Source organism: Wenyingzhuangia fucanilytica, from assembly GCF_001697185.1.
Classification (GTDB): domain Bacteria; phylum Bacteroidota; class Bacteroidia; order Flavobacteriales; family Flavobacteriaceae; genus Wenyingzhuangia; species Wenyingzhuangia fucanilytica.
In genome coordinates, this window is record NZ_CP014224.1 from 936,571 (window position 1) to 950,079 (window position 13,509).

A 13,509-nucleotide genomic window follows, 5' to 3' on the forward strand; every position below is an offset into this window, starting at 1 on the left:
GGGAGCTAGCATAGCTCCCTTTTTTATAATTAATAGTACTCTTGAAATAGTACGAAGCAATTGTGTTTTTTTTCATGAAATGGATTACTCATAGAATATTGCTAATGAGTATAGTTCCTTAAACCTGTAAGTGTAGTCCTGTATAAGAAAATATAGGATGTTCTTAAAATTATAATCAAAACATAACGAATTCTAATCAGATTATAGACTGAATTTTTATAAATGATTTTAATGTAAAAAGTAATTGGTAGGAATCTCAATTATTAAATAAATACACGTTAATTAGTTTAAAACAAAGGGGTTTTGGTTGTTGGTGTGCTTTTTTTGCAACATATAAACCCTCTAATTGAGAATTTAACAATCTCTATTCTTGTTAAGTTTACCTTAAGAATTAAAATCTAAAATATGACTTATCATAAATTAAAACTATTAAAACTAAATTATACTAAATGAACATGAAAACGAATAACAAAAGAAAATTGATTTGTTTTTTGATGAAAACAATGAAAGTTCATGAAAAGACTTTTAAGTTGATATTATGTGCTATTTTGATGTGTATATCACTATTTGGTAAAAATGAAGTATATGCTCAGGGACCTAAAAAAGTTATAGCAAAAGGACAAATTGTAGACGAAAACAATCTTCCGTTGTTGGGGGCAACGATATTACAGCAAAATACTTCTAGAGGAGGAGTTGCTGATTTTGATGGTAACTTTAGTTTAGAGATAGACTATAATTCAAATATAGAAATTAGTTATGTAGGGTATAAAACACAGGTTATTCAAAACGTAACAAATTCATCTATTATAAAAGTTAAATTACAACCAGACTCTACTAATTTAGAAGAAGTTGTAATTGTTGGTTTTGGAACTCAGACCAAACAAACTTTAGTAGGAGCTGTAGAATCTGTAAAAGGAGAAGAATTACAACAAGTAGGTTCTGTTAGTACTATATCAGAAGGTTTACAAGGAATGTTACCAGGGTTAACAGTAATTAATACCAATGGAAAACCAGGATCAGATGCCGCAGATATTTATTTAAGAGGTAGATCTTCTTGGAATGAAACAGGTCCTCTTACATTGGTAGATGGAATTCAGCGTGATATTAATAACCTTGATCCTAATGAAATAGAAACTATTTCTATTTTAAAAGATGCATCTGCAACAGCCGTTTATGGAGTAAGAGGTGCAAATGGGGTTATTTTAATTACTACAAAGAGAGGTAGAGTTGGAAAACCTAAATTTAATTTTACATCTAATTTTGGTATTAAAGATCCTACAGCTGAGCCAGAATATGCAGATTATATTACCTCTCAAAGAATGTATAATGAAGCAGCGGCAAATGAAGGGCTTTGGGGGCAACTAATACCGCAAACAACTATTAATGCATGGATTCAAAATTACGATCAAAGAGGACCAAATAATATTTATTTCCCAGAAGTAGACTGGACAGATGAAGTAGTAGGTTTAGGTTATGAGCAAACTTATAATTTAAACATGAGTGGAGGTTCAAAGCTAGTACGTTACTTTGTTTCCTTAGGTCATAGAAATGATGGGGATATTTTTCAAACAACTCCCCAAGAGGAATATGATCCTGCTTTTAATTTAAAAAAGTACAATTGGAGAACAAATTTAGATTTTGATGTTACACCTACTACCAAATTTAGTGTAAACTTTTCTGGAAACTATAGAATAAGAACACAACCAGGATATCGTATTGATGGAAATGGTGAAGATGGTTTTGGACAATCTCAATTTTTTGGACTTCTTTATAGTTCACCTAGAAACTTATTCCCTATCAGATATGATGATGGATATGGAGATAGTTCTAATGGTGAAGCCAATTTGATTATGGCTTTAAATGAAGGAGGAGTTAGAACTTATAAATATTTTCAAGGTTTTTATGATGCTCAATTAACACAAGGTTTAGATTTTATAACTAAAGGGTTAAGTTTTAAAGGAAGTATTAATTATTCTTCTCAATCTAGTTATGAAGAAAGAATTTTAAGAGGAGGTCTAGGTTCTGCAAATGTTGGGATCATAAGATATTTTAGAAACTACGATTATGCTAATCCAATAGTAGGTGCCGATGGTAGTGTAAGTTATCCTTTGTTGTCCGAAGTAAGGTTTCCAAACGATCAATCTCAAGGAACACCTGTAGTTGCAACAAATCCTAATTTGTTTTCATACCAAAGAAGATTAAATTATAAGTTTCAGTTAGATTATAATCGTGCTTTTGGAGATCATATTGTAAAAGCAAATGCAATTATGACTAGACAAATCACCAATACTCGAAATAAATATCCAGCAAAAAGAGAAGAGTGGATTGGACGTGTAAACTACTATTATAAAAAACGTTATTTATTAGAGTTAAACGGTTCTTATTCTGGTTCTGAAAAATTTTCTCCTAAAAATAGATTTGGTTTTTTTCCATCAGTTGGTTTAGGATGGGTAGCTTCCGAAGAGTCATTTGTGAAAGCAATTACAGGAGATTGGCTAGACTTATTAAAAGTAAATTATTCATATGGAGTAACTGGGGCTGATGGTAATGAGTTTCCAAACAATGATCAAGATCGTTTTCAGTATGTTCAAATATTTAATACAGGAGGTAATGTAAACTTTGGGTATGATGCTTTAACAGGTTATGGACCTAGATATGTAGAAGGGTCTCTTGCCAATGAAAGTGCAGGATGGGAAACAAGTCATGTACACAACTTAGCGTTTAAATTTGAGGTTCTTAAAAAATTAACATTAGGTTTAGATCTATATAAAGAAAATAGAACCAATATTTTAATGGATGTTAGACAACAGTCGTTTACTGGGGTAGTAAATCCACCAACAGGAAATTTAGGGGAAACCAAAAAACACGGTTATGAATTTCAAGTAAGTTGGAAAGATAAAATTACAAAAGACCTATCCTATGGGGTTGATTTTAACACTGCTTTTTCAGAAAACAGAATTGTTTTTAGAAATGATCCAGCAGGACAATTAGATTATTTAAAACAAGCAGGAAAACCAATTGGATGGAATAGTTCAGGAGGTCAAAGATATTTAGATGCAGGTTTTTATAACAGTTTAGATGATCTTTATAATGGAGCAACTCCAAGTTTAGGGGTAGCTCAGGGTAGTTTGCTTCCTGGGGATGTTTCTTATGTTGATTATAATGGAGATGGTCAAATTACAAACGAAGATCTTGTTGCCATGGATAAGTCAATTAAATTCCCATTAAACACATATAATTTAGGATTAAATATAGGGTATAAGAACTTATCATTATCAGCAAGATTTTATGGAGTATCAAATACAGCATACATTATTCCAAATCTTTATTATTATGATGATATGAGTAATTATATTCAGTCAAATCCTGATGTATTAGACAGATGGACTCCTGAAACTGCTGCAACAGCAACAAAACCAGTATTACACTTAAATGATTATGCGCATAGTAAACAAAATAGCACTTTAACCTATGCAGATGGTTCATATATTAGATTAAAAAGTGCAGAGTTAAGTTATAGGTTTACTAAAGGAATGATTAAAAAAGTGGGATTACAATCAGCACAAATTTATGTAAACGGTAATAATTTATACACATGGTCTAACTTACCAGATCAATTAGATCCTGAAAGTAGTGGAACTGGTAGTTATCCGGTTGTAAGAAGATATAGTTTAGGATTAAGAGTCTCATTTTAATATTAATTAAGATATGAAAACAAAATTTTATAAAATAATAGTAATGATGTTGACTTTCATAAGTATATCATCATGTGAAGAATTTTTAGATGTAAATCCAGATTTTGGTTTAGCAGAAGAAGATGTTTTTTCAAGTTACCAATCTGTTAGGGGATATTTAGATAACTGCTACGAAATGTTATTAGATATTCACCATTGGCGTTCTCAAGGATTAGATAGAACTTCAGTAAATGCTCTTTCGGATGAAGCAGGGAGTCCTTATAACGGTAACATAGCCACTGTTTTAAATTCTGGAGCTTGGACAAATAGATGGGCTGGTGTTCCAGAACTTGGTTGGGGAGGAAATGCTGGTTTTGACCAAGGAAGTGTTTTTACCAATGCTACCTTTTCTATTAGGGTTACAAATAAAGTAATTGAAAATATAGAAACTGGTTTGGTACCAGGTTTAACAGATACACAAACAAAAGAATTGTTAGGTCAGGCTTATTTCTTTAGAGCATGGTATTATTTTCAAATTATTCAAAGAGCAGGAGGAATGCCTATTTTAAATAATGCTTTTGCTTCGGATGATGATACAAATTTAACAAGACTTACTTATAAAGAAAGTACTGAGTGGTTGTTAACAGATTTAGATAAAGCGATTTCAATGCTACCAGATGTATGGGAAACTAGTCAGTTTGGTAGAGTAACAAAAGGAGCAGCAATGGCTGTAAAATCTATGGCAACTTTATATGCAGCTAGCCCTTTGATGCAAAATGATTTAAATTCTGTTCAAGATCTTGATTATAGTAAATCATGGTCTGAAAGAGCAGCAGAATATGCAAACGATTTAATCAAATATATTGATGCTGGATCTGGAGGAGCTGGTTTTAGATTAATGACAAAAGCAGAATACAAGAATATATTTTATACTGATGGAATTCAAGCATCTCCAGAATCTATTTGGTACCGATTGAATGCAGGGAAAAGGTCTAGTCAACAAAGAGGGTTAAGATGTAATTACATTCCTCAAAGAATGTCTAGAGGAACAGGAAATGATGCAGCTGCTTACTCAAATCCAACTCAGAATATTATAGATATGTTTGAAACATTTGATGGGACTAGTGCTTATCCTATTGATGATTCAAGATCTGGATACGATCCTCAAAACCCTTTTGAAAACAGAGATCCAAGATTGGCAAATAATGTAATTGTTCCTGGAGAAGAATGGGGAGTTGCTCAGAATGGAACTAAAATTTACCAAGAACTATATGTAGATGGAACTGACTATAAATTGCAAAGTGATAGTAGGTATACAAAAAACAGAATGTTGTCTGGGTACATGATAAAAAAATACTTATGGCCAGAAGCTCAAAACTATCCGTTTCAATTTGATATTTACAATATAAACACAATATATATTAGAGTTGCTCAGGTGTATTTAGATTATGCAGAAGCAATGAATGAGGCGTATGGTCCTAATGCAGATCCTAATGGATATGGTTTAACAGCAGTACAGGCAATTAATAAAGTTAGAAATAGAGTAGATATGCCTGATGTTTTACCTGAGTTTACGGGAGATGCTTTAACTTTTAGAGATAGAATAAGAAACGAAAGAGCTGTGGAGTTAATGTGGGAAAACCACAGATGGCATGACTTAAGAAGATGGATGATTGCAGAAGAAGTGTTTCAAAAACCAATTAGAGGAGTAGAGGCTATTCCTCCTGCGGGACATGCTAGTGTAGCAGATAAAAGTACTTTGAATTTTAGCTACAATTACATTGATTTAACTACAGAACAAAGAGTTTTTAACAAGAGAAATTACTGGTATCCTGTCTCTTCAAACGATGTGTTTGATTTGTCTAACTATCAACAAAACCCAGGATGGTAATTATAAAAAGCTTAAATGAAACTAAAATTATGAAAAACTATAAAATTAATTTCTTATCAACTCTTTTTATTTTGATTGCGGTTAGTTTTCAAAATTACCTTTACGGTCAAGAAAAAGAGAATATAAAAGTTCAGGCTACATTGGTAGATGAAAAAGATAATCCAATTCCTAATGCTTTAATTGTATTGGGAGATGGTTTGGTGGAAACCAATTCTAATTTAAGTGGAAATTTTACGTTAGATGCAGGTTTAAATAATATAATGATAATTAGCGCAAATGGATATAAGACTAAATTTATTCATTTAAATAAAGAGGTAATAGAAGAGAAAATTGTTTTAGCGTCTACTTCTTTGTTTGATGGTGGTGCGCATGAAATAGTTCTTCCAGCAAACTTAAAAACAACTCAAAGAGCCTTAACAGGGGCAGTTAGTAAAGTTTCAGGTGAAGAGTTAGAATCTCAACCAGACATAGTGTTTCATAATGCTTTACAAGGAAGATTGGCAGGGGTTACAGCTAGAATGACAACAAATGGTTTAGGTAATAATCATCCAGCTATTTATGTTCGTGGTTTAGGAAGTGAAAATGCTAATACGGCACTTTATATTGTAGATGGATTGGAGAGACCAATAGACTTTTTAAATGCAGAGGAAATAGAAAGTGTAGAAGTTTTAAAAGATGCTTCTGCAAAAATATTATATGGTTCTAGAGCTGCTAATGGAGTGATACTGGTTACGACAAAAAAAGGACGAAAAAATACACAAGTAATAAAAGGTTCAGTTGAGTATGGAGCAAACATGAATACTCGAATAGCAACTTATTTGAATAGTGAAGATTATGCAACTTTGTATAATGAAGCTAGAGTAAATGATGGTTTTTCTCCTTTGTATTCTGCAACTGATATTGATGGTTATAAAAACAGTAAAGGAGAAAACGATTTGTTTTATCCGGATGTTGATCATAATTCTTATTTTTTAAAAGAAAGTGCTGCCTTTAGAAAAATGAATTTTGAATATTCTGGAGGGACAGATGACTCTCAGTATGGAGTGTATTTAGGATATATTGGAAACGGAGGATTAGAGAAAATTGGAGAAAATGTTTCACAAGATAGAATTAATATAAGAGGAAATTTAGTTTTTGACTTAACAAGTAATTTAAAAGCTTTTATTCAAGGGAATGGAATTATTGAAACCAGACAATGGGGGAAATTAGGTCAAGATCAAGTTTTTGGAAAAATTAACTCAGAAAGACCTAATGAGTTTCCGTTATTAATTCAAGATCCAAACTTTTCGGGTGAAGCAGCTTCTTTAGGAGAAGAAGTAATTCCACCATTAGGAGGTTCTTTTCAGAATAGAACAAGTTTATATGGAGATATGCTTTATGGAGGAAATCAGGAATATATCTTTTTTCATGGTCAAACAGATTTTGGTTTAGATTGGGATTTAAACAAAACAATTCAGGGATTGTCAGCAAGTACAAAATTGAATTTTGATAGTTATGATTATTATGCTACACAGCAAAAAAACAATCCAATTCGTTACGTAGTTCAAAAAGATGAGAATACTGGAGATGCAACATATATTAAGTTAAATAACAGAAGTATCACTGCACAGGTACAAGAAATGGGAAGTGCATCTACAAGATCTTTAGGTTCAACTACAAATATAAGATACCAAACAAACATTAATCATAATGATAAGTTAACTTTTGACTTATCTCACTTTTATTATTTAAATCAAAATAACTCTAGACGTCAGCATATTAAGAATGGAAACACTGTTTTTAAGGTTAATTATGCTTATGAAAATAAAGTGTTTGTAGATTTAACTCATGCTTTAATGACTAGTAATAAGTTTGTTAAAGGGAATAGATCATTTTTATCTCAAGCGGTAAGTGCTGCATGGGTAATTAGCGAAGAAGACTTTATAGGAGGAACTACTTTTGATTATTTAAAGTTAAAGTCTAGCTATGGACTTATAGGGTACGATGCAAGTACTAATTTTTATTTATTCGAAACAAGATATAGTTCTGCAGGTAATGTGAATTTTGGAGAAAGAAATTCTACATCTAGTGGTAGAATTAGTTTTAATAATTTTGGAAATCCAGATTTAGCTTGGGAAAAATCATATGATTTTAATGTTGGAGTAGAAGGTTTGGCATTCAATAAATCTTTACAATTTGAATTAAATTATTTTAATCAATTAAGAGATGATATCATTTATGACAATCCTAGCTCTAATACAACAGCTATTATAGGAATTGCAAATAAACCATTAAACATGGGAAGAGTTGTAAACCAAGGAATAGATGGAAGTGTAAATTGGTTTAAGAATTTTGGAAATTGGAAATTAAACATTGGAGGAAACTTTATTGTTTCTAAAAACAAGATCAAACAGTCAGATGCTATTAATAATATAGATAGTAATCTAGATGTAATTGGAACTTCTTCTGATGCTATTTTTGGTTACGTATCTAATGGTATTTTTAAAACACAAGAAGAGGTAGATAATGCACCTGTTCAGGCTTTAGGACAATATGGTGTTGGAAATATTTCTTATAAAGATTTAAATGATGATGGTGTTATTGATGAAAGAGATAGAAAAGTAATAGGGAATAATTTTCCACGATCTAATTTTGGAATTAATCTAGATGTAAAATATAAAGGTTTTGGATTATCAGCTTTAGGTGTTGTTCAAACAGGAGTTGATATGATTAAGAATAATGCTTATTACCGAAATAGTGGAGAAGGAAAATATTCAACCTTGGCATCGGATAGGTTTCATCCTGTAAACAATCCAAATGGAACACAGCCCAAATTAACAACGCTAACACCAACAAACGATAATGTAACGTCTACTTTCTGGATGGAAAATGCTTCATTCTTCCGATTAAAAAATGTAGAGTTAAGTTATATAGTCTCAAAGGATACTAGGTTGGTTAAAAAAATGAAATTTTATGTTAGAGGTACCAATTTATTTGTGTTGTCTGATGTAAAAGATTTGGACCCAGAAGTACCAAATTCAGGAGTTTCTAACTATCCTTTATTTAGAACTGTTACAGGAGGAGTTAGTTTATCATTCTAAAAAATAAAAAGATGAAAAATAATTTTATAAAATATACCTTAATTGCATTAGCATCATTACAAGTTGCATGTTCATTTGATCCAGAAATAGATAATACATATAGTGAGGATTGGGTTTTTAGTCAGCCTGATTATGTTGAGGGATTGCTTTTAAATGCCTATGGAAATTTACCAAATACCATTGTTGATGGTTATGGTGGAGATTTTTTAGATGCAGCAACAGATAATGCAGTAACAAATAGTGGGGCTGGAGTTTATCGTTTAGGAACTGGAGGATTAACACCAAGTAGTAATGTTGTAGGACAATGGAACAATGCTTATAATCAGATAAGAAATGTTCATTTGTTTATGGAAAATGGTTTAGGAGAGAATATCAATTATGATATTTCTTCGGAGTCAGCAGATAAAGCCAAAAGAGATAATTTAAAAGGAGAAGCTTTTTATTTAAGAGCATGGTGGAGTTTTCATTTACTCCAAGCTTATGGAGGAAAAACAGATGCAGGTGAAGCATTAGGTTATCCAATTGTTTTAAAATCTGCAACAAGAGAAGAATCTACAGATTTAGAAGCTGTAAAAAGAGATACTTATGAAGAATGTGTAGCGCAAATTAAAAAAGATATTGACTCTGCAATGTTGTATTTACCTAGTAAATATATTGGAAATGATCCTGTAACAGGAATTAATAATTTAGGTCGTGCAGATCAACAAGTGTCTTTGGCATTAAAATCAAGAGTGTCTTTATATGCAGCTAGTCCAGCTTATCAACCTGATAATATTGTGAAGTTAACAGGGATGGGGCAATTTACTGTATTAGATGAACCAGCTTATATTGCTAAATGGGAAGTTGCTGCCGATGATGCACAAGAAGCTATTAATGAAATAGGAACATTTACCTCTTTAAAGATTGCTGACTTTGCTGCAAATAATACTCCAGCAGAGTTTATTTGGAGAAGTTTTTTCACTAGTTCTGCTTTAGAAACCAATAATTATCCAATAGAAGAGCGTGGTGGAGCTAAAACAGGGCCATCTCAGAATTTGGTAAATGCATTTTATTCTAAAAACGGATATCCAATAGAAGATGCTCGTTCTGGTTATGACCCTAATGATCCATATAGCAACAGAGACCCTAGGTTATATGTAAATGTTTTACATAATGGGAGTGATTTTAACAATAGAAATTTAGAAACTTTTGTAGGAGGAATAGATTCTAAAGAAAAATATGCAGGGAACACTCGAACAGGGTATTATGTAAGAAAGTGGTTGTCTTTAGCTCCGGGAATTATTAGTGTGGATAATTCGAGTAATCAACGTCATTATAATCCATATTTTAGAAGAACGGAATTATTTTTAAATCTTGCTGAAGCAGCAAATGAGGCATATGGGCCAACAGGTTTAGGAGGTAATATAACTCAAACAGCTGTTGATGTTATTAAATCTATTAGAACAAAAGCGGGAATAACAGATAATACATATGTAGATGAGGTTGCTGCTCTTGGAAAAGATGAATTTAGAAAATTGATACAACGAGAAAGAAGATTAGAGTTAGCATTTGAAAATCATAGATATTTTGATTTAAGAAGGTGTTTATTACCTTTAAATGAAACTGTAAAAGGTATTAAGATCACAAAAAACACAAATGGTACTTTTATCTATGAAGAAGAAGAGGTTGAGGAAAGAAAGTTTGATGGTTTAAAATATTATTACGCTCCATTACCTTATGATGAATTATCTAAAAGTCCTAACCTAATCAACAACTTAGGTTGGTAATATTAATAAATAAACATAATAGAAGATGATACAGATAAAATTAAAAAAGATAAGCATAGCATTGCTTTTATTAGGGCTAATGACTGTTTCTTGTGAGCCTTATGAAGATTTTACAACTGATTTTGATTATACAACTACTTATTTTGGAACTCAAAAACCGTTAAGAACAATTGTTTCATATGACGACATGAAATTTAAAGTTGGAGTGGCTTTAGGAGGAAAAAGAGAAAATAAAATAGACGAATATGTTAATTTTGAAATTGATGAAAACTTATTAACTACTGTTGATGGGGCTAGTGGTTTTACTTTATTGCCAGAATCTTATTATGAATTAAGTGATAATTCTCAAATGATTATTCCTAAGGGAGAAATTATAGGGGATGTTACTGTAACTTTAAATAGAGATTTGTTTACAAGTGATCCTTTGTCAACTCAAAACACCTATGCATTACCAATTAGGTTGTTAGATTCTTCTTTAGATTCTATTTTAGCTACCAAAAATTACACTGTTTTAGTAGTAAAATATATTAGTGAATATTCAGGAGTGTATTATCACAAAGGAATACAAAAAGAATTAGATAATTCTGGAGCAGTTGTAAATGAGATTGAATACAATGAGTCAGAATTAATAAATAATCAAACTTGGGAATTAAGTACTGTAGATAGAAACTCTGTTCGTACCCCAGGAATAGGTGCTTTAAATAATCAAAATTTTGTAATCAATATTGATGAAAGTAATAATACTGTAACAGTAGATTCGCCAAGTGGAGGTATTACTAATTTAACAGGATCTGGAACTGTAAATGAAGATAGATCTATTACATTAAATTATTCTTACACTAGTGGAGGAACAGAATATGAAGTTGAAGATACATTAGTTTTACGCCAGCCAGTTGAAAATGATTTAAGGTTTGAAGAATGGTAAACATTAAATAACAAAAACAATAAAGTCGTCTTAGTTTTAAGACGACTTTATTGTTTTATGACTATATAGAAACTCATATTAGAATATAATTAATTCGTGAATATGGAAATATATAGTTGTAGATTCTAAAAGGGTGTCAATCATAATAGTTTTGCTAATGATTAACCAATTCTATTTTAGAATTACTCAATCTTGCTTGTAACCATTGTTTTAATTGTTCTTGTTTTTTATTGTTTTTTTGCTTCCAGCTGGCTTCAAAAACAAGAATGGTGTCTATGGTTTTAAAATTAGTTTCTAGCTTGTTAGCGTAGCTTAATTTTTCTAAATCATTATAGATGATTTTTGCTTCTTGACTAATTTGTATAAACGGAATCATTTTGTTGTAAAGCTTTTGTAATTCACGTTCTTTTTCTGCCAGTTGGTTTTCTTTTTGCTGAATGATTTCGTCTTTAGTAGCAATCAAATTTTGATTCTTCACATAAGAATCTTTAATCAAGTTGATTTCATTTTCTAATAAAGATGCTTTGTCATCTTGTTGAATGGTTAGGGTTGTATTTGCTAATCCAAAAGATTCTAATTTTTTTGTCCAATCTTTATTTTGATCTTGATTGATATTACTTCCTAAAACAACAAGCTTTATGTTTCTTGTGGTATAGTCTATTTTGGTACTTATAATTCCGGCACCAGTTTTATCTGCCAAAGCATGTATAAAGTTTTCTGCGTTTAATTTGTATTGATTTTCTTTAAACAACAAATAAAATTGATAGATACTAAAAGCTAAAATAATGGTAGCGATAAACCCAGCTAATTGAGCTACTCTTTTACGTTTTACTTGGTTGATGTATTTAACCATTGGAAAGCGCAAAAATTTTACAATCATAAAAGTAGCTAAGGCTATAAAAATTGCGTTGATGATGAATAAAAACATGGCTCCAAAAAAGAATTCTAAATTCCAAGTTCCTAAACCATAACCTGCAGTACATAAAGGAGGCATTAAAGCCGTAGCAATGGCAATACCTGCAATAGTATTGGTCATTTCTGTACGTCTACTTAAGGCAATAATTAAAGCTAATCCACCGGCTAAGGCAATCATTACATCTCTTACATCGGGTGCGGTTCTAGCTATGATTTCTGGTGTTGCTTCTTGAAACAATGGAATGCTAAAAAATAAAAAGGAGGTGGTAACACTTAAACCAACCATAACTCCTAAGTTGATTAAAGATCTTTTAAGTGTATCAATATCATTAATACCAATGGAAAGTCCCAATCCTAAAATAGGCCCCATTAAAGGAGAAACAAGCATGGCTCCAATAACTACAGCGGTAGAACTTACGTTTAATCCAATAGAAGCAATAACAATTGAAAATATTAAGACCCAAGCATTATGACTTTTTACAGAAATTCCAGCCTTTATTTTTTCTATAGTCAGTTCTTTATCTGTTTCACCTCTAATATCTAATAGGTGAGTCATAAAGTTTTTAAAGGCAGTAAAAAAACCTTTAAATTCTTGTTGAACTTCTTTTTTGTTATTGTCTAATTCTTTGTTCGCATCATCTTGAGTAGCCATATGCAATTAGTTTGATATAAGTTTAACCGGAGCACTACCTCTAACTAAGAATTTTTTATTGGTACTAATTTCTAAACATTCATACCTTGTTCTTCTTTTGTTAAGTATTTTAAACTTTCTATTGTTTAGTGTAAATAAAACTCCTGGTTTTAAATCAAATATAAAATATTTATCATTATCAATCTTAGAATTTATTTGATCTAGTTTTGTAGATAAAACAGGGTCACTGTCTGTAGTAGCTTTAGGATTGATGAGGTGTTTAGCTAAGGGATTTAGTATTTCATCTCTAAAAATATGGTTGTTTAAAAATGGCAACATCAAACGTTGAAAATTTTGTTTCCATTCTACACCATGAGCTTTGGCTTTAGGATGTTTGATAAAAGTATCTAAATGAGCAATTTCATGTACCAAGGTAATTAAAAACTGCTCTTTAGATAAATTGTTGTTAATGGTGATACTAGCTATAGGTTTAGTGGCTCTAAAATCACCTCTTTTGGTTTTTCTCCCGTTTACAATTTTTAAATGAAAAGTATAATTGTTAAGGAGCTGTTCTAAAGCTTTTTTTGATGAAATAGGAATGTAGGGTAGTAGTTTATCAATCATAAA

Annotated in this window: 7 protein-coding genes; 5 read left to right on the forward strand and 2 right to left on the reverse strand. The window is 31.2% G+C overall.

What is annotated here, in order from left to right; genetic code table 11:
- Positions 1-494 precede the first annotated feature (494 nt).
- From AXE80_RS03785 to AXE80_RS03805, 5 genes are read left to right on the forward strand one after another with little or no spacing between them, the layout of a single operon-like run.
- Entirely contained in the window at positions 495-3,695 is a 3,201-nt protein-coding gene (locus tag AXE80_RS03785) for a SusC/RagA family TonB-linked outer membrane protein (RefSeq protein ID WP_169816810.1), read from the forward strand.
- A gap of 13 nt (positions 3,696-3,708) precedes the next feature.
- Positions 3,709-5,565: a RagB/SusD family nutrient uptake outer membrane protein gene (locus AXE80_RS03790; RefSeq protein ID WP_068824591.1), complete on the forward strand. Its 1,857-nt coding sequence runs from the start codon at positions 3,709-3,711 to the stop codon at positions 5,563-5,565.
- Positions 5,566-5,594: 29 nt separating this feature from the next.
- The gene (locus tag AXE80_RS03795; protein WP_169816811.1) at positions 5,595-8,645 is read left to right on the forward strand and encodes a SusC/RagA family TonB-linked outer membrane protein; all 3,051 of its coding nucleotides are present in this window, start codon (positions 5,595-5,597) and stop codon (positions 8,643-8,645) included.
- 11 nt (positions 8,646-8,656) lie between these two features.
- Positions 8,657-10,411, forward strand: a complete 1,755-nt coding sequence (locus tag AXE80_RS03800; protein WP_068824596.1) for a RagB/SusD family nutrient uptake outer membrane protein — start codon at positions 8,657-8,659, stop codon at positions 10,409-10,411.
- Between the two features lie 25 nt (positions 10,412-10,436).
- Positions 10,437-11,336: a BT_3987 domain-containing protein gene (locus tag AXE80_RS03805; RefSeq protein ID WP_068824598.1), complete on the forward strand. Its 900-nt coding sequence runs from the start codon at positions 10,437-10,439 to the stop codon at positions 11,334-11,336.
- 154 nt (positions 11,337-11,490) lie between these two features.
- Here the strand turns inward: AXE80_RS03805 and AXE80_RS03810 are convergent, their stop codons facing one another.
- Together AXE80_RS03810 and AXE80_RS03815 are read right to left on the reverse strand one after the other, a co-directional pair.
- On the reverse strand, positions 11,491-12,903 hold the full coding sequence (locus AXE80_RS03810) for a DUF389 domain-containing protein (RefSeq protein WP_068824600.1): 1,413 nt from the start codon (positions 12,901-12,903) through the stop codon (positions 11,491-11,493).
- A gap of 6 nt (positions 12,904-12,909) precedes the next feature.
- A complete protein-coding gene (locus AXE80_RS03815) occupies positions 12,910-13,506 on the reverse strand; it encodes a SprT-like domain-containing protein (RefSeq protein WP_068824602.1) in 597 nt (198 codons plus the stop codon).
- Positions 13,507-13,509: the final 3 nt, after the last annotated feature.

Bases quoted from the DNA above. Each gene is read 5' to 3' on its own strand.
- AXE80_RS03785 (WP_169816810.1), top strand. From the start codon at position 495: ATGAAAACAATGAAAGTTCATGAAAAGACTTTTAAGTTGATATTATGT.
- AXE80_RS03790 (WP_068824591.1), top strand. From the start codon at position 3,709: ATGAAAACAAAATTTTATAAAATAATAGTAATGATGTTGACTTTCATA.
- AXE80_RS03795 (WP_169816811.1), top strand. From the start codon at position 5,595: ATGAAAAACTATAAAATTAATTTCTTATCAACTCTTTTTATTTTGATT.
- AXE80_RS03800 (WP_068824596.1), top strand. From the start codon at position 8,657: ATGAAAAATAATTTTATAAAATATACCTTAATTGCATTAGCATCATTA.
- AXE80_RS03805 (WP_068824598.1), top strand. From the start codon at position 10,437: ATGATACAGATAAAATTAAAAAAGATAAGCATAGCATTGCTTTTATTA.
- AXE80_RS03810 (WP_068824600.1), bottom strand. From the start codon at position 12,903: ATGGCTACTCAAGATGATGCGAACAAAGAATTAGACAATAACAAAAAA.
- AXE80_RS03815 (WP_068824602.1), bottom strand. From the start codon at position 13,506: ATGATTGATAAACTACTACCCTACATTCCTATTTCATCAAAAAAAGCT.